Below are 16,756 nucleotides of genomic sequence, written 5' to 3'. Positions count from 1 at the left end.
GAGTCACGGACGGAGACGGCATGAGTCGCGAGCAAGTCGCCATGGACCTTCTCGCGTTGCTCCGCCGGTGTGAGCGTGCGATCGAGGACTACGCGATCGACCTCGGGATCCGCTACGACTTCGGCGAAGAGAGCAGCTTCCACCCCCACCTTGACCTCACCGGCGGCACCGCGGCCTGCCGGCGTGCGGATCTGCGAGGCTCCATCACCATGCCGGTCGCCGGTGAGGTGGCGGTGGACAACGACATCGTGCTTCGGGTGGGGCTCGAATTCACCCGGACCGGATGCTCCATCGACTCGGCCATCGAGGCGCACCTGAACACACCGATGGGTGAGCGGCAGCCGGGCTCGTACATTCTGTATCAGCGATCCGATCGAGGGCTTTCCTTTTCGGACCTGGCGCAGACCGTGGAGGAGCATTTTGCCATGCTTCGCGGCGCCCCGGACTTTCCCGATTCACTGGGGATACCGAGAACCGATCGGTGAGGCATCCGTCAGCCGAGGGAGCCCACCGGAGGCCGGGACCCTGGTGAGCGGATCAGACGGGTCCCGCCTCTGTACTATCCGCACGGCGGGTGAGCAGAGGAGTGGGGCATGCAGCCGGAGGGGCCGTACAGGTTCACCGAGGTGCTGGGGGAGTGCCAGGTCGGCCGGGCCTGGGCGGCGCTCGACGGGCAGGACCGGCCGCTGACCGTGGCGACTCTCGACGGCGCCGCCGCCGACGACCAGCGGTGGCGGGAGGCGTTCACCAACGCGGCGAACGTGCTGGCGCAGACGCCCGACGGCCACCGCTACGTCGACGCCGGCTTCGACGTCGGCCAGCCCTGGGTCGCGTACCCGTCCGACGGGGAGGCCGCGGCCGAGCGGCTGTTCCGCTCCCTGGGCATGGACTACCAGCGCACCGCCGCCGACGTCCTGCCGCCGCCCCCGCCGGTCTCCGCCCCGCCGCAGCCGGTCTCCGCCCCGCCGCAGTTGCCGTGGAACCCGCAGCCGTGGGCCATGGCGCCGGCACACCCGGTCTCCGGCGCGCCGTCCTCCGGCGTGCCGGTCTCGCCCGGCATGCCGGTGCCGGCCGTCCCCGCCCAGGCCATCGGCCCGGACCCGCTCGCCCCGGACCCGCTCGCCCCGACCGGCGGCCCCCGGATCACCCCGGTCCCGCGTCCCCCACGCAACCGGACCGGCCTCTGGATCGGCGGCGTGGTCATGGCCGCGGTGCTGGCCGGCGGCGCCGGCCTGCTCGCCGGTCGGGCGCTCGCCGGCGGCGACGAGCCGGCCACCCCGTCGGCCAGCGCCTCCCCGGCGCTCTACGAGGCCACGCAGTACTCGCTGAACAAGGCGAAGTTCGACGCCGGCCTGATGCCGCTCGCCGAGCCCTGGCTGGGCGAGATGGGCGGATGCGCGATCAACACGGAGAAGAGCGGCCCGGCGCTGGCGGCGGGTGAGAAGCAGCACGTCTTCTGCCGCTACCTGGGCGTGTCGCTGCACTTCGCGGCGTACGAGTCGCCCGATAAGAAGGAGGCGGCGCGCGCCTTCCGGCAGCAGATGGGCATCATCGGCCGCGCGTTGGCCCCGGGCCTGCGGGAGGCCGGCCCGGCCACCGGCGGTGTCAGCGGCGCCCCCGGTGGCTACGTCGAGTACGCCGGCAACGGCCGGGACGGCCGCCCGGTCTGCGGCATCTGGTGGGGCCGGGACGACAGCGTCACCGCGCTCTACCTGGAGACGCCGTGCGGGGCCGGGCTCGGCGGCAACTGGGACGCGCTGCGCGACCTCTGGCAACGGCACAGCTAGGCCCCGATCCCGACGCCGATCCCGACGCGGTCGCGGCCGGAGGAATGGACGTGTCTCTGGCGATATACCTGAGAGGCATAATTATGCCTCTCAGGTATATGGTTCGGGACGGATTGGTCTTTCGTCGGGGCCACGCACGGTAATCGCCGGGCCGAGTGTGGGCCCCCCTAGCGGCGGCCGGCGCCGTTCGGCGGCGGCACCAGGCAGACGTCGCTGCCCTTGGCGGTGCCCGCGATCAGGTCGAAGCGCACCACGCGCGCCCCGCTGAACGGTCGCTCGGTGACCGCCACGCCGCCCCCGCCCAGCCGCACGATGACGTCCCGGTTCGCCACGTCCGCCCAGTCGGTGGCCTGGAAGAGCCACATCCGGGACCGCCCGGCCAGCAGTGTCGACAGGGTCCGCCCCGGGCAGCCGCCGGGACCGGCCGCGACCACGTAGGCGTCGGCCGGCGGGCCGTACCAGGACTGGGCGTTCCACGAGACGGTGGTGGCGAGCACCAGGTCGCCGGCGCGTCGCTGGGCGTCCAGGTGGCGCAACGCGGTGCGGTAGTCGGCCGCGTTCGCGCCGCCGCCCTGCGCGAACGCCCGCGCCGGGTGCACCGTGGCCACCACGTCGGTGGCGAGCTGCGGCACCGCCAGGGCCAGGAACAGCGCCACCGCGACCGCCCACCGGACCCGACCGGGTGCCCCGACCCCGGCCGGCGGCGTCACGGCCAGGGCGGCCAGCAGCAGGCACGCCGGCACCGCGTAGAGCGCCAACCGGCCGTTGAACGGGTAGACCGACACGGCGACGCCGGCCAGCCCGGCCGCCAACGGCGCGAGCAGGACCAGCACCGCGAGGCCGGATAGCCGGCGGCGGCCGGCCACCGCGCCGAGGACCAGCAACGGTACGACCACCCAGGCCGACCAGGCCACGAACGGCACCGCGGCCAGACTCCGGTACGTCGCCCCGAACCAGTCCACGGTGGCCGGCAGATCGGTCAGCGGGCGCGCCGGATAGATCGACTTCCCCTGCCAGTAGGCGGCGAGCTGGGCGTCGTCCAGCCCGGGAGCCAGGAACAGCACGTACACCACCAGCACGACCACGGCCCACGCCGGCGCGGGCGCGACGAACCGCCCCAGATCCCGCCACCGCGTCCGCCAGGCGCGGTCGGGGCGGGCGAGCGTCCGGGCGGCGAGCAGCGCGCCGAGCACGCCGGCGACCGGGATGGACAGCGTGCTGAAGCCGGCCGCGACCAGCGACCCGGACCAGAACACGCTGGCGCCGGCCCAGCTCGGGGTGCCCCGGGACAGCAGCAACGCCAGCCCGACGAGCAGCGTGACGCAGAACGCCTCGGCGCTGTACTGCTTCAGCTCGTTGGAGTAGCCGATCAGGAACGGGGCGACCGCGACCAGCAGCAGCGCCGCCAACGCGGGCAGCGGCGGCAGGAGCCGCCGGCCGAGCGCGGCCACCAGCGGCAGCAGCGCCAGCCCGAACAGCAGCGGTACCAGCCGCAGCGACCGCTCGCCGGCGCCGAGGTGCTCCAGCGCGAACCGTTCCAGCCACAGCCAGCCGGGCGGCGCGGACTGGCTGAACGCCAGCGGTCGCAACAGGTCCAGGTAGCCGCGCTCGCGCAGGTTGTGCGCCACGTACAGCTCGTCGCTCCAGAAGCTGCGGGCGTACGCCCACTGCCGGAGCCGCAGCCCCGCGCCGAGCGCGACGAGCAGGCCGGCCACCGGCCAGTAGGGCGACCGGCTCAGCCGGCTCCACCCGGCCGCCAGGTACGCCGCCGGCGAGCCTGTCACGGACACGGCGCGACGCTACCAAGCGGTCCCGGAGTTGTCGGCTCCGTCCGGGGTGGACGCCGCCGGCACCGCCGACCCGACCAGCCGCGCGGCCCGCCGGTGCCGGCGGGCCGGTCGGGGGAGCCCGACCAGGAACTCGGGGAACATGCCGAAGAACGTGCGGGCGCTGCGCAGCTCCAGACGGTGTGCCCGGGACCAGCGCCACGAGTTCGTCGCGCGGGCCCAGTGGTGCGTCCACCGCACGCCGCCCAGCAACGCGACCGGCCGGCCCTGCCGCCAGGCGCGCAGCCCCAGCTCGTGGTCCTCGTAGTAGAGGAAGAACCGCTCGTTCCAGCCGCCCAGCGCGGCGACGTCGGCGGTGCGGCCGGCCACCGCCGCGCCCATCAGCCAGGCCACGTAGCGCACCTCGCCCGGCGCGGCCACCAGCCGGTACGACGCGTGCAGCCGGGACAGCGGCCAGACGTTGCGGTTGCCGAGCTTGGCGGTCGCGTACGGGAAGCCACGCCCGTTGGCCTGCGGCGTGCCGTCGGTGCCGAGCAGTTGGGGCGCGACCAGGCCGCCGTGGACGTCCAGGTGCCGGGCCAGCACGGCCAGGTCGTCGGCGCACACCTCCAGGTCCGGATTGGCGAACAGCACGTAACGGCTGGCCGCCTCGCGCAGCGCCACGTTGTTCGCGCGGGCGAAGCCGACGTTCTCCGGCAGCCGGATGACCCGCGCGCCGAGGCCGGCGGCGACCGCGGCCGAGTCGTCGGTCGACGCGTTGTCCACCACCAGCCACTCGTACGGCTTCGCGCCGCGCCAGCAGCGGCGCAGCGTCGCCGCCGAGTCGTAGCTGACCGTCACCACGGTCCACTGATGCGCCGTCATCGGGACCGCCGTCCGGTCAGGTGGCCGCGCAGGGCGGCGACGCCGAACCGCCGGCCGGTCCAGTGCCGCCGCGCGGCCGGCGCCTCGACCAGCCCACGCCCCACGCCGCGCAGGAACGGCCGCAGCAGGCCCTGACGCATCCGCCGGGCGGCCAGCGCGACGTGCGCCACCGCCAGCACCGGCAGCGTCACCAGCAGCAGCGGCCCGGTGAACGTGCGCGCCGCCACCAGCAGCCGGTTGCGGGCCAGCAGGAACGCCCGGAACCCGGTCAGCCGGTCGTCGCCGGCCACGCTGTGCCCGCCGGCGTGCGGCAGCGCCAGGTCCAGCGCGCGCGTGCGCAGGCCGGCGGCGTGCAGCCGGAACGCCAGGTCGGCGTCCTCGCCCCAGGCGAACAGGTGCTCCCAGAAGCCGTCGAAGCGGCGGAACAACGCGGTCGGGAACACCGCCGCCCCGCCCGACGGGCCCAGCGGCGTCCGCGCGGCCGTGGCCGGCCGGTCCACGAAGAGCGACACCGGGTGCAGGTCGATGCCCACGTACTCGCCGCCGTGCATGGCCAGGCCGACCGCGATCGGGGCGTCCGGGTACGCGGCGACGGCGGCGCAGATCCGGGCCAGCGCGCCGTCGGGCAGCCACACGTCCGGGTTCAGCAGCAGCACGTGACTCGTGCCGGCGGTCGCCACCGCCCGGTTGCAGCCGGCCGCGAAGCCCGGGTTCGACGCGTCGGGCAGGTACGCGTACCGGTCGGCGGACAGGTGACCGGCGATGATCCCGGCGCAGCCGTCGGCCGGGAAGTGGTCCGCGAAGACGAAGCGGACCGGCAGGTCGGCGGCGTCGCGTACCCAGGTCGGCAGCGTCGCGGCCAGCATGCCGGCGGACCGGTAGAGGACGGTGACCACGGTGAGCCCGTCGAACGGCGGGGCGCTCACGCCGGGGCCCGGCCCAGCCGGTGCAGGACCCAGAGCCCGGGCACCAGGCTCAACCAGGTCGGCTGGATCAGCGGATACAGCTCGTAGACGCCGAACAGCGCGAAGTACACCACGAACGCCCGCGCGAGCTGCCCGGCCGGCGCGGGGGAGAACTCGAACCACCGTTCCGTCGCGCCCACCGCCAACCCCAGCACGGCCAGGAAGAGCGCGGCGCCGAGCGGGCCCCAGTCGAGCAGCGGGACGGCCACGAACGTGGCGGTGTTCATCAGGTACGGCTGGCTGAGCTGGGACGTCAACCCGTAGAGGTCGGCCCGGCCGACGATCGGCTCGACCCGGGAGCCGAGGAACGTCAGCGAGTAGGTGCCGTACCGGGGTTCCAGGTGGGCCCGCTGCGACCAGACCCGCCCGAACGTCTCGGTGGAGGAACTCAACGACAGGTCGAGCGAGCCGGCGCTGCTGGTCAGCGCGTTGCTGCCGTAGCGGGCCCGGAACTCGGTCTCGAACGCGCCGGTGCCGGCCATGGTGCGCTGCCCGCCGAGGAACACCGCCGCGCCGAGCGCGACCGCGCCGATCAGCAGCACCACCGGCGTCCGCGCGGCCAGGAACGACGCGGTCCGGCCCCGGGTACGCCGCACCGACAGCGCCGCGATCAGCGCCGGCGCGATGCCCACCAGCACCGAGTTCTTGCTCGCGCCGAGCGCCGCGCCGGCGGTGAACACCACGGTCAGCGCCCAGTACAGCGGCAACGCCGGCCGTCGACCGGAGAGCGCCCGCAGCAGCGAGATCGCCATGCCGAGCGTCCACGCCTCGGAGAGCAGGCCGACAACCAGGTTCGACTGCTCGCGGAGCACCTGCCGGGCGGCGTCCGGGTTGTCGGCGAACAGCGGCGGCAGCGTGCCCCGGAAGCGGACCGCCGCGGCCCCCGCCGCGACGACCAGCAGCACGAGCAGGTACGCCCGCAGCCGCCGCTCGGACGGCCAGGACAGCTCCGGCCGGGGCCGCCCGCCGTCGCCGTCCCGCCTGTCGACCAGTCGCCGCCCGACAACCCAGGCCAGCAGGAACACGGTCACGTAGCCGGCCAGCACCGGCAGCACGCCGCGCCCCGCCCAGGAGTCGTACGGGCCGGGCAGCACCCGCACCGCCAGCAGCGCGGCGGTCCAGACCGTGGCGCACGCGGCGAGCGCCCACATGCGGGCGCGGGCGGCCAGCAGCGCGCCGACCGCCAACGCCGCCGTGACCGCGATCCCCGGGTCCCAGGTCGCCAGCAGCAGCACCGCACCGAGCGCGAACGGCAGCGCCACCGTCCACAGTCGTCGTTCAGCCGACGTCACGGGTCACCGTCCGGTAGAGGTCGTACCAGGCGTCCAGACACCCGGCGAACGAGTGCCGGGCCGCGTACGTGCCGGCCAGCTCGCGCCGCCGCCGGTCCCACGCGTCCGGGCGGGTGGCGGCCCGGACCGCCGCCGCCATCGCCGGCGCGGTCAGCTCCGCCCGGTACGCGAGCACGCCGTCGGCGGCGGCGGTGACCTCCGCCAGGCCACCGACCCCGGAGTGCACCACCGGGACGCCGAGTGACATCGCCTCCAGCGCGCTGCGCCCGAACGCCTCCACCCGGGACGGCACCAGCAGGCAGTGCACCCGCGGCAGGAACGCGGCGGCGTCCACCCGCCCGACGAGGTGCAGGTTCGGCCGCGCGGCGGGCGGCGCGGCGCCGGCGCCGGCGACCAGGAACTCGACGTCGGGCAGCGCGTCCGCGACGGCCGGCAGCAGGTCCGCGCCCTTCTCCCGTTCCAGCCGGCCGAGGAAGCCCACCCGGACCGGACCGTCCGCCGGGTCCGACCGGTCGCTCGCCGCCGGCCAGATCGCCGGCAGCGGGTTCCCGATCACGTGCACGTCCCGGACCCGCCCGCGTACCCGCAGCTCCCGGGCCTCGAAGGCGGAGACCGCGACGGTCGCGTGCGGCCGGAGCCGGCGGAGCAGCAGGTCGACGCCGATGTTGAGCTGGACCGCGGCCTTCGCCCGCGGCGACTCCGCCGCGTCGCGGTACTGCCAGAGGCTGTTGTGCAGCGCCACCACCAGGGGCGTGCGCCGGCCCCGCACGGCCAGCCCGGCGCGGGCGTGCATGGCGGCGGAGAGCAGGTGGGCGCTGACCACGTCCGGCCGCAGCTCGTCGACGAGCGCCCGGATCCGCCGCGCGTAGCCCGGGTCGACGCGCCGGGCCGCGCCGAGCGGGAGCCACCGCACGCCCGCGTCCCGCAGTGCCGCCGCCACCTCGTCGTCGGGCGTGGCGGCGACCACGTCGACGCCCCGGTCGGCCAGCGCCGGCAGCATCTCGACGAGGAAGCGCTCGGCGCCGCCGAGCTGCCGCCGGCCCGACCCGCCGGTGGTGCAGACGAACAGGACCCTCACCGCGCGCCCAGGCCCTCGATCGCGCCGCGGGCGACCGCCCGGCGGGCCGCGCCGCCACCCACCGCGGCCCGCGCCACCACCCCCAGGGTGTACGCGGCGCAGGCGACCGTGCCCCGCCACCCGGCCAACTCGCGGCTGGCCCGGATGAACTCCCGGGTCTGCCGGCGGGCGATCTCCTCCACCGGCCACCGGCGTTTCGCGCTCGCGTCGTCCTCGTGGGTGACCACGGCGTCCGGCAGGTACGCCAGGCGCAGCCCCGACCGGCGGACCGCCCAGCACAGTCGCAGGTCCTCGGAGTAGAAGAACGACGACTCGTCGACGCCGCCGATCCGGTCCAGCGTCTCCCGCCGGATCGCCACGAACGGCCCGGAGAGCCAGTCCCCGCGCTCCGGCGGCGCGACGATCCGCAGCGACGGGACGACCAGGCTGAGCCCGGTGGCGTGCGCCAGGCCGGCACCCACGGTCAGGAACCGGCCGGCGGCGGTCCGGTCCTGCCCGTCGACGTCGAGCACCTTCGGGAACGCGGCGCCCACCGTCGGGTCGTCCAGTTCGGCGGCCAGCCGTTCGATCGCGCCCGGGCGCACCACGATGTCGTTGTTGGACAGGATCACCCGGGAGCGGGTGCTGTGCCGGACCCCGAGGTTCATGCCCCGGGCGTAGCCGAGGTTCGTCTCCGCGCGGACGTACCGGGCGCCGGTCCCGGCGCACAGGGCCCGCAGCGCGGCGCCGATCCCGGCGGCGCTGCCGTTGTCCACCACGACGGTCTCCACCCCGGGCGGCAGGGACCTGACACAGGCCTCGGTGCGCTCGAAGTCTTCCCAGGTCAACACCACGATTGAGACGTCCATCGTCAGGCCATCCGAGTGACGAGTGCCGGCGTGGACCGGTGGAGGCGTCGCCGGGTGCGCACCGCGTACACGGCGTAGGCGACCGAGGAGGCGACCGCGGCACCGACGGCGCCGGTCCAGGGGATGAGCAGAACGTACAGCACGACCGACACGCCCATGGTGGTCAGCGCCACGGCGGTGGTGGCCCGCTCGTCGGCGCGCTTGAGCAGCGCGGCGCTCCACGTCTTGCCGGCCGACAGCGCCAGCGTCCCGGGCAGCAGCAGCAGCCCGAGGAGCCAGGCCTGCCGGTAGTCGGGGGCGAGCACGCCGAGCACCGCCAGGCCGGCGACGGCCAGCGCGGCGATCGGCGCAGCGCCGCGCACCACCTCGCGCCCGTGGTCGCCGATGGCGTCCGGGTCCCGCTCGGCCAGGATCCGCTGCGCCCGCACCACGGCCCCGGACTGCGCGAACTCCAGCGCGGCGACGGCCAGCGCGAACACGCCGAGCGGGCCGGCGCCGGCGAACCGGGCCACCAGCACCTGACTCAGCCGGTACGTCAGCATCTGCGCGCACACCCCGACGTGCAGCCGACCCACCGCCAGCAGGTCGGCGCGGTACTCGCCGCGACCGGCGGTGGCCGCCGGGACCGGCCCGGACCGCCGAGCCCAGACCAGCACCGCCCCGCCCAGCACCGTCGCGGTGAGCACCTGCACGCCCAGCCACAGCTGACCCCAACGGGCCCCGTCGAGCCGGTGGTACCGCCAGAGCAGCGCGTACCCGGTCACCAGCACGGCGCCGCCGGCGGCCCGCAGGGCGTAGACGAACCAGAACCGGCGCAGGCGCAGCCCCAGCGAGGCCGCGGTGTTGGCGACGGTGAGCGCGCATCCGGCCGCCATGCCGACCGGGTGGCTGCCCAGCCCGGCCAGCGTGGTCAGCAGCGCCGCCGCCAGCGCGGTGAGCACGAGCGACACGGCGAGGATGCCGACGATCCACCACCGGCCCCGGGACATGATCCAGCCGGCCGGTCGGGACAGCAGGAACGTGTCGACGGAGAGGCCGCCGAGCGCGGCGCCCACCGTGGCGCTCACCATGGTGGCGGCGAGTTCGCCCCGCTCCGCCGCCGGCAGCGTGACCGAGAGCAGCGCGGCGAGCCCGGTCAGGGCCAGCGCGGCCAGGTAGAGCCGTTCCGGGGAGACGATGCGCCTCACCACGTCGTCCTCCCCCCGGATGCGATGTCGCCGGCATGTTCTACCGGACCGGAGCGGCCCGCCGCAATCGCCCGAGGCCGGACGCGGGCCGCCGGGCCGGCCCGGGGACGCCCGGTAGTCTGCCGCTCCATGGACCTCGCCCGCTACCGCGACGCGATCCGGCGTCGGTGGCCGATCGTCGTGGCGTCGGCGTTGCTGGGTGGCGTCGTCACCGGTGTGCCGGCCGCGCGCCACGACCCCGCCTACCGGGCCGAGACCCGGTTGGGCGTCACGTTCGCCGCCGACGGCTCCGCCGAACCGCAGCCCCGCCCGTCCGAGGAGGAGGCCGGCCGGCTGATGCAGCGGCGGGTGAAGACGTACGCCACCATGATGAACACGCCCCGGCTGACCCGCCCGGTGATCGACGCGCTGCGACTGCCGTACGCACCGGACGCGCTGGCCGGCCGCATCGTCGCGTCGTCCACGGTGGACACGCTCATCATCGACGTGGCGGTGACCGACCGGGAGCCCGGGACCGCCGCCGCCGTCGCCAACGGGCTCGCCGACGAGCTGCAACGCATCGCCCGGCGCGACCTGCCGCCGGCCGGGCTGGGGCTCAAGGCCCACGTGGCGGTGCTCCGGCCGGCCGTCCCGCCGCGTCGGCCGGAGCCGGACCACTGGCCGCTGCGCGCCGCCGGCGGTGTGCTCGGCGGGCTCGCGATCGGGGTGGGCGTCGCCTTCGTGCTCGCCCACCGCCGGGCCGGCACACCGGTCGGTGCGGACCTGCGTACCGTCCGGGCGACCGCGCGACGCCGTCCGGGCGCACCCGCGGCGGCGGGACCGTCCACTCCCGACAGGACCGGGCCGGCCGACGACCCGGAGCGCGACGACCCCGGCCCCGACGACCCGGTGCCCGACGGCCCCGACTCCGACGACCCGGAGCGCGACGGCCCCGGCCCCGACGACCCGAAGCCCGACGGCCCCGGACCCGACGGTTCGGCGCCGGACGGTGCGCCGGCTCAGGGTGACGGGCGGGCGTCCAGTCCGGCGGTGAAGGAACGGCAGGCGTCGTAGTCGGGCAGCCGGCCCGCGGCCCACGCCTCGGCCAGGCTCGGCGCGGCGGCGTCCCGTGGGGAGAGCAGCGGCGTCGCGGTCGGCCAGTCGATGGCGAGGGCCGGGTCGAGCGGGTGCACCGTGTGTTCGGCCGCCGGCCGGTACGTGGCGGAGCAGAGATAGCTCAACGTGGCGTCGTCGGTCAACGCGCAGACCCCGTGCCCGAGCCCCTCGGCGAGGTAGACGGCCCGCCGGTCGGTGTCGTCGAGGCGTACCGTCTCCCACCGGCCGAAGGTCGGCGAGCCGACCCGGACGTCCACCACCACGTCGAGCACCGCCCCCCGGACGCAGGTCAGGTACTTCGCCTGGCCGGGTGGGACGTCGGCGAAGTGGATGCCGCGCACCACGTCCCGCGCGGAGACCGAGATGTTGGCCTGGGCCAGCCGCAACGGGTGCCCGACCGCCTCGGCGAGCCGGTCGTGGCGGTACCACTCCAGGAAGCGTCCGCGCGGGTCGCCGTGCTGCTGCGGCGTGACCTCCCAGGCCCCCTCGATGCCCAGCGGCCGGATCTTCACCATCCGCTCCGGCCGTCGGCCGGCCGCTCGGCCAGCAGGCCCAGCAGGTAGTCGCCGTAACCGCTGCGGGTCAGCGGGTGGGCCAGGGCGCGCAGCCGCTCGTCGTCGATCAGCCCGGACCGCCAGACCACCTCCTCGATACAGCCGATCTTCATGCCCTGGCGTTCCTCGATCACCCGGACGAACTCGGCGGCCTGCATCATCGAGGTGAACGTGCCGGTGTCCAGCCAGGCGGTGCCCCGGTCCAGCACGGTCACCGACAGCTCGCCCCAGCCGCGGTACGTCTCGTTCACCGCCGTGATCTCCAACTCGCCACGGGCGCTGGGCGTCAGCTTGCGGGCGATCTCGACCACCCGGTTGTCGTAGAAGTAGAGGCCGGGCACCACGTACCGGGAGCGGGGCCGGGCCGGCTTCTCCTCGATCGACAGCACCCGGCCGGCCGCGTCGAACTCGACCACGCCGTAGTCCGCCGGGTTGGCGACCGGGTACGCGAAGACCCGCCCCCCGGCCGGGTCGCCGTGCTGGGCGAGCTGCCGGCCGAGACCGACGCCGTGGAAGATGTTGTCGCCCAGGACCAGCGCGACCGACTCGTCGCCGATGAAGTCCGCGCCGATCACGAACGCCTGCGCGATGCCCTCCGGCCGGGCCTGCTCGGCGTACGTCAGCCGCAGCCCCCACTGCCCGCCGTCGCCGAGCAGCCGCTCGAACTGCGGGCGGTCCTCCGGCGTCGTGACCACCAGGATCTCCCGCACCCCGGCCATCACCAGTGTGGAGAGCGGGTAGTAGACCATCGGCTTGTCGAACACCGGCATGAGCTGCTTGGAAACGGCCCGGGTGATCGGCCAGAGCCGGGATCCGGTGCCACCGGCGAGAAGGATTCCGCGCACCCGCGGAGCGTACCGTCGCGTAAACTCCACCACCCGTGAGGATCCTCGTCACCGGCGGCGCCGGCTTCATCGGTTCGGAGTACGCGCGGATGCTGCTCGGGCGGCCCGGCGGCGACGCGCCGTGGTCGCCGGACCCCGAGCCCGCCGCGGTGACCGTGCTGGACAAGCTGACCTACTCCGGCAACCCGGCCAACCTCGACCCGGTGCGCGACGATGCCCGCCTGCGCTTCGTACGCGGCGACATCTGCGACGCGGCGCTCGTCGACGACGTGGTGCCCGGCCACGACGTGATCGTCCACTTCGCCGCCGAGTCGCACGTGGACCGGTCCATCACCGGCGCGGCCCCGTTCGTCACCACGAACGTGCTCGGCACCCAGACGCTGCTCGACGCCGCGCTGCGCCACGGCACCCGCCGGTTCGTGCACGTCTCCACCGACGAGGTGTACGGCTCGATCGACGTCGGCTCCTGGACCGAGGAGTGGCCGTTGGCGCCGAACTCCCCGTACTCGGCCTCGAAGGCCGGCGCGGACCTGCTGGCGTTGGCCTACCACCGCACCCACGGTCTCGACGTGGTGGTGACCCGCTGCGCCAACAACTACGGGCCGTACCAGTTCCCGGAGAAGGTCGTCCCGCTCTTCGTCACCAACCTGCTCGACGGCGGCACCGTGCCGCTCTACGGCGACGGCGGCAACGTCCGGGACTGGCTGCACGTGCACGACCACTGCCGGGGCATCGCGCTGGTGCAGGAGAAGGGCCGCGCCGGCGAGGTCTACCACATCGGCGGCGGCACCGAGCTGACCAACCGTGAGCTGACCGGCCGGCTGCTGGCGGCCTGCGACGCCGACTGGGACCGGGTGGTGCCGGTCGCCGACCGCAAGGGCCACGACCGCCGCTACTCGCTCGACATCACCAAGATCAAGAACGAGTTGGGGTACGCCCCGAGCATCGACCTCGACCGGGGGCTGGCCGCCACCGTGCGCTGGTACCGGGAGAACCGGGCCTGGTGGGAGCCGCTGAAGGCGGCGCACGGGTGACCCGACTGCTGGTCACCGGCGCCGGCGGCATGCTCGGGCGGGACCTGCTGGCCGTGCTGCGCGCCCGACCGGACCGGGCCGTCACCGCCACCACCCGCGCCGACCTCGACGTCACCGACCCGGCGGCGGTGCACGACGCGGTCGGCGGGCACGACGTCGTGCTCAACGCCGCCGCGTGGACCGACGTGGACGGCGCCCAGACCCGGGAACGGGACGCCACGGCGGTCAACGGCGACGCGGTCGCGTACCTGGCCCGGGCCTGCGCCGCCACCGGCGCCAAGCTCGTGCACGTCTCCACCGACTACGTGTTCGGCGGCGACGCCACCCGGCCGTACCCGGAACACGCGCCGACCGGCCCGGTCAACGCGTACGGGCGGAGCAAGCTCGCCGGGGAGCGGGCGGTGGCCCGGCTGCTGCCCGACGGCGGGTACGTGGTGCGGACCGCCTGGCTCTACGGCACCCACGGACGCAACTTCGTGACCACCGTGCTCCGGCTGGCCACCGAACGCGACCGGCTCGACGTGGTGGCCGACCAGCACGGGCAACCGACCTGGTCGTACCGGCTCGCCGAGCGGCTCGTCGCGCTCGCCGACGCGGCGCTGGCCGGCGACGCCCCGCCGGGCGTCTACCACGGCACCTCCGGCGGCGAGACGACCTGGTACGGCCTCGCCCGCGCGGTGTTCACGCTGCGCGGCCTGGACCCGGAGCGGGTCCGTCCGACCACGAGCGACCGCTTCCCGCGCCCGGCGCCCCGGCCCCGCTACAGCGTGCTGGCCCACGACCGGTGGGCCGCCGCGAAACTGCCGCCGCCCGGGGACTGGCTGGCGGACCTGACCGAGGCGCTGACCGGCCTCAACGACCGGCGCCCCGGAACACCTCCGCCACGGTCCGCAGCACGATCTTGATGTCGAGCCAGAGCGACCAGTTCTCCACGTAGTAGTTGTCGAAGCGCGCCCGGTCCGAGATCGGCGTGTCCCCCCGCAGGCCGCTGACCTGGGCCAGACCGGTCAGCCCCACCGGGACGCGGTGGCGCATCGCGTACCTGGGGTACTCCACGGAGAACTTCTCCACGAAGTACGGCCGCTCCGGCCGCGGCCCCACCACGCTCATCTCGCCGCGCAGAATGTTCCAGAGCTGGGGCAGCTCGTCCAGCGAGGTGCGGCGCAGGAACCGCCCGATCGGCCCGATCCGCCGGTCGTGCGCGATGGACCAGGTGGTCCGCGACTCGTGCTCGTCGGCCGGCCGCATGGTGCGGAACTTGACCACCTGGAACGGCCGGCCGTACCGGCCGACCCGCTCCTGACGGAAGAAGACGCCGCGCCCACCGTCGAGGAACACGGCGATCGCACAGAGCGCCAGCACCGGGCTCAGCACGACCAACCCGACCACGGCGACGAGCACGTCGGAGGCGCGCTTGACCAGCCACCGTGGACCGGTCAGCGTGGTGTCGCCGATCTTGACGATCGGGATCGCGCCGATGTGGTCGGGATGGCCGCCCTGGGAACGTGACCCCCACAGGCGCGGCACGGCCCACAGGTCGCAGCGCGCACTCGCCGGCCGGAGCAGCGCCTCCATCAGCTCGGACTCCGAGCAGTCCGGGTCCGCGATCACCAGCACCTCGCACTCCAGCAGCACGGTCAGCTCCTCGACGTCGTCGAGCGTGCCGATCAGCGGCAGCGCCCCGACCCGCTGCCGCGAGGCGACGTCGACCGCGCCCACGAACCGCAGCCCGTACTGCGGATAGCGCCGCAGCAGCCGGGCCAGCTCCCCGCCGATCGGGCCGCCGCCGACCACGATCGCGTTGTGCTCCACCCACCGACGTCGGCGGGCGAGCAAAACGAGCCGGGTGTTGACCGCCCGGCCCACCACCACCAGGCCGGCGGAGAGCGCGACGCCCCGCATGAAGCCGCTCACGTGGAGCACCGAGTCGTGCCGTAGCGCCGCGATGATGGCCACCACCGCGCCGGAGGCCAGCAGCCGGCCACCGAGACCGGGCAGCTCGTCGAGGATGCTGAGGTGCCGGCGCGGCCGGTAGAGCCCGCCGGTCGCGAAGAAACCCACCGTGAGCGCGGCGTTGACCAGCGTGCCCCGCCAGTAGTTCTGGGTCAGCAGCAGCGGGGCGAGCAACGCCGCCACGTCGATGGGCGCCGTCACCATCCAGGCCCGCAGCCGCCTGGTCCGCGTCGAGGCCCGGGAACCGGCGTACGGCAGCACGGTGGTCGTGTCCAGGCTGCCGGACGCCGACGCGGCGCCGGGCGGCTGCGCGGTCGGATGCTCGACCGCCGGTAGGCGTGGCATGGCCGGTCCTCCCCGTCACGCCCCCGGTTTTCCGCTGACCGCCAGGATGTCGGGGACGGAGTCACGGCGGACCGCCTCGAACAGCGTCCGGGAGCGGGCCGGGTCCGGGAACACCACGCTCTCGGTGCCGACCCGGCCGGTGCCCCGGACCGGGCAGGTGAAGAACGTCAGGTTGCCGCTGCGCAGACCACGCATCTCCATCGCCAGGTCCACCAGGGACAGTGACCTGTCGACACTCACCGCGCTCGACGTGGCCCGGACGAACGAGTTGAGCTTGGCCGGGTTCGCCAGCACACCGCCGGAGGCGGCCTTGTCCAGGATCGCCTTGATCACCTGCTGCTGGTGCCGGATGCGGGCGAAGTCGCCGTCGGGGAAGGCGTGCCGCTCCCGCGCGTAGTCCAGCGCGGCGGCCCCGTCCATGGTCTGCCGGCCCCGGTCGAACGTCCGGGTGCCGATCAGCGAGTACTTCGTGGTGAAACCCTTCTCCACGTCGATCTCGACGCCGCCCAGCGCGTCGATGATCTCCTTGAAACCGGCGAAGTCGACCATCGCCACGGTGTCCACCCGCACGCCGCTGAACTTCTCCACGGTCTGCACCATCAGCGGCACACCACCCCAGGCGTACGCGGCGTTGATCTTCGCGTCCCGGCCGCCCCGGCCCTGCTTCGAGCGCGGCACCGCCGTCCAGGTGTCCCGGGGGATCGAGATGAGCTGCGCGCTCGACCGGTCCCTCGGCAGGTGCGCCAGGATGATCGTGTCGCTGCGCGAACCACCGGTGCTCTCCGGGTCGCGGGAGTCACTGCCCAGGATCATGATGTTCATCGCGCCCTTGGCGCCGACCTGCGGCCGGGCCTGCTCGGGCACGTCGGCGAACGCGTCCACCCGCTCGATCGAGTTGTCGACGGAGCGGTAGTAGAGCCCGCCGGCCAACGCGCCGCCGCCGGCCAGCAGCACCACCGCGAGCAGCAGGACCAGGGCGACCCGCCGGCCCCGCCGGCGTCGCGGCGTCGGCTCCTCCGGCCCCTCCGGCTCCACATCGGACGCCGGGACGCTGGTGTCGGGGTCGGCGGGCGGCTGGCGGTCGGACATGCCGAGGATGCTACTGATTCACGTTCCGGCGTG

General features: G+C 74.8%; 16 protein-coding genes. 5 read left to right on the top strand and 11 right to left on the bottom strand.

All coding sequences use genetic code 11. The features are described 5' to 3' along the window. Positions 1 to 20 precede the first annotated feature (20 nt). Together VKK44_RS22500 and VKK44_RS22495 are read left to right on the top strand one after the other, a co-directional pair. The gene (locus tag VKK44_RS22500; protein WP_343443205.1) at positions 21 to 485 is read left to right on the top strand and encodes a hypothetical protein; all 465 of its coding nucleotides are present in this window, start codon (positions 21 to 23) and stop codon (positions 483 to 485) included. 108 nt (positions 486 to 593) lie between these two features. After that, positions 594 to 1,787, top strand: a complete 1,194-nt coding sequence (locus VKK44_RS22495; RefSeq protein WP_343443204.1) for a hypothetical protein — start codon at positions 594 to 596, stop codon at positions 1,785 to 1,787. A 167-nt stretch (positions 1,788 to 1,954) separates the two neighbouring features. Here the strand turns inward: VKK44_RS22495 and VKK44_RS22490 are convergent, their stop codons facing one another. The 7 genes from VKK44_RS22490 to VKK44_RS22460 are packed head-to-tail and all read right to left on the bottom strand — an operon-like array spanning position 1,955 to position 9,811. Beyond that, positions 1,955 to 3,577 carry a glycosyltransferase family 39 protein gene (locus VKK44_RS22490; RefSeq protein WP_343443203.1) on the bottom strand — a complete coding sequence of 541 codons (1,623 nt, stop codon included), beginning with the start codon at positions 3,575 to 3,577 and terminating at the stop codon, positions 1,955 to 1,957. Between the two features lie 9 nt (positions 3,578 to 3,586). Next, entirely contained in the window at positions 3,587 to 4,438 is an 852-nt protein-coding gene (locus VKK44_RS22485; RefSeq protein WP_343443202.1) for a glycosyltransferase, read from the bottom strand. Then, on the bottom strand, positions 4,435 to 5,364 hold the full coding sequence (locus VKK44_RS22480) for a glycosyltransferase family 2 protein (RefSeq protein ID WP_343443201.1): 930 nt from the start codon (positions 5,362 to 5,364) through the stop codon (positions 4,435 to 4,437). Before VKK44_RS22480 ends, VKK44_RS22485 begins: the two co-directional genes overlap by 4 nt. Continuing rightward, positions 5,361 to 6,695 carry a hypothetical protein gene (locus VKK44_RS22475; RefSeq protein ID WP_343443200.1) on the bottom strand — a complete coding sequence of 445 codons (1,335 nt, stop codon included), beginning with the start codon at positions 6,693 to 6,695 and terminating at the stop codon, positions 5,361 to 5,363. Before VKK44_RS22475 ends, VKK44_RS22480 begins: the two co-directional genes overlap by 4 nt. Continuing rightward, a complete protein-coding gene (locus VKK44_RS22470; protein WP_343443199.1) occupies positions 6,682 to 7,773 on the bottom strand; it encodes a glycosyltransferase family 4 protein in 1,092 nt (363 codons plus the stop codon). Before VKK44_RS22470 ends, VKK44_RS22475 begins: the two co-directional genes overlap by 14 nt. Next, positions 7,770 to 8,621: a glycosyltransferase family 2 protein gene (locus tag VKK44_RS22465; protein ID WP_343443198.1), complete on the bottom strand. Its 852-nt coding sequence runs from the start codon at positions 8,619 to 8,621 to the stop codon at positions 7,770 to 7,772. The genes VKK44_RS22470 and VKK44_RS22465 overlap by 4 nt, the downstream gene beginning before the upstream one ends. 2 nt (positions 8,622 to 8,623) lie before the next feature. After that, entirely contained in the window at positions 8,624 to 9,811 is a 1,188-nt protein-coding gene (locus VKK44_RS22460) for a polysaccharide biosynthesis C-terminal domain-containing protein (RefSeq protein ID WP_343443197.1), read from the bottom strand. A gap of 126 nt (positions 9,812 to 9,937) precedes the next feature. Between VKK44_RS22460 and VKK44_RS22455 the strand changes: the two genes are divergently transcribed. Next, positions 9,938 to 10,861 (top strand): YveK family protein, encoded by a 924-nt coding sequence (locus tag VKK44_RS22455; protein WP_343443196.1) that lies wholly within the window; start codon positions 9,938 to 9,940, stop codon positions 10,859 to 10,861. Here VKK44_RS22455 and VKK44_RS22450 read toward each other — a convergent pair. Together VKK44_RS22450 and rfbA are read right to left on the bottom strand one after the other, a co-directional pair. Beyond that, positions 10,807 to 11,415, bottom strand: coding sequence for a dTDP-4-dehydrorhamnose 3,5-epimerase family protein (locus tag VKK44_RS22450; RefSeq protein WP_343447858.1), 609 nt, complete (start codon positions 11,413 to 11,415; stop codon positions 10,807 to 10,809). The genes VKK44_RS22455 and VKK44_RS22450 overlap by 55 nt on opposite strands. Next, complete coding sequence (gene rfbA, locus VKK44_RS22445) at positions 11,412 to 12,302, bottom strand: glucose-1-phosphate thymidylyltransferase RfbA (protein WP_343443195.1); 891 nt, start codon at positions 12,300 to 12,302, stop codon at positions 11,412 to 11,414. The genes VKK44_RS22450 and rfbA overlap by 4 nt, the downstream gene beginning before the upstream one ends. Positions 12,303 to 12,337: 35 nt before the next feature. Between rfbA and rfbB the strand changes: the two genes are divergently transcribed. Both rfbB and rfbD read left to right on the top strand, forming a co-directional pair. Continuing rightward, positions 12,338 to 13,336, top strand: coding sequence for a dTDP-glucose 4,6-dehydratase (gene rfbB, locus VKK44_RS22440; RefSeq protein ID WP_343443194.1), 999 nt, complete (start codon positions 12,338 to 12,340; stop codon positions 13,334 to 13,336). Further along, positions 13,333 to 14,241: a dTDP-4-dehydrorhamnose reductase gene (rfbD, locus tag VKK44_RS22435; protein ID WP_343443193.1), complete on the top strand. Its 909-nt coding sequence runs from the start codon at positions 13,333 to 13,335 to the stop codon at positions 14,239 to 14,241. Before rfbB ends, rfbD begins: the two co-directional genes overlap by 4 nt. On the opposite strand, the gene VKK44_RS22430 is transcribed toward rfbD, so the two are convergent. Both VKK44_RS22430 and VKK44_RS22425 read right to left on the bottom strand, forming a co-directional pair. Then, positions 14,189 to 15,634 carry a sugar transferase gene (locus tag VKK44_RS22430; protein ID WP_343443192.1) on the bottom strand — a complete coding sequence of 482 codons (1,446 nt, stop codon included), beginning with the start codon at positions 15,632 to 15,634 and terminating at the stop codon, positions 14,189 to 14,191. The genes rfbD and VKK44_RS22430 overlap by 53 nt on opposite strands. A gap of 15 nt (positions 15,635 to 15,649) precedes the next feature. Further along, positions 15,650 to 16,723, bottom strand: a complete 1,074-nt coding sequence (locus tag VKK44_RS22425) for an LCP family protein (protein WP_343443191.1) — start codon at positions 16,721 to 16,723, stop codon at positions 15,650 to 15,652. Positions 16,724 to 16,756: the final 33 nt, after the last annotated feature.

The organism is Micromonospora sp. DSM 45708 (assembly GCF_039566955.1).
Lineage (GTDB): Bacteria > Actinomycetota > Actinomycetes > Mycobacteriales > Micromonosporaceae > Micromonospora.
This window is presented reverse-complemented; position numbering and strand designations above follow the sequence as displayed.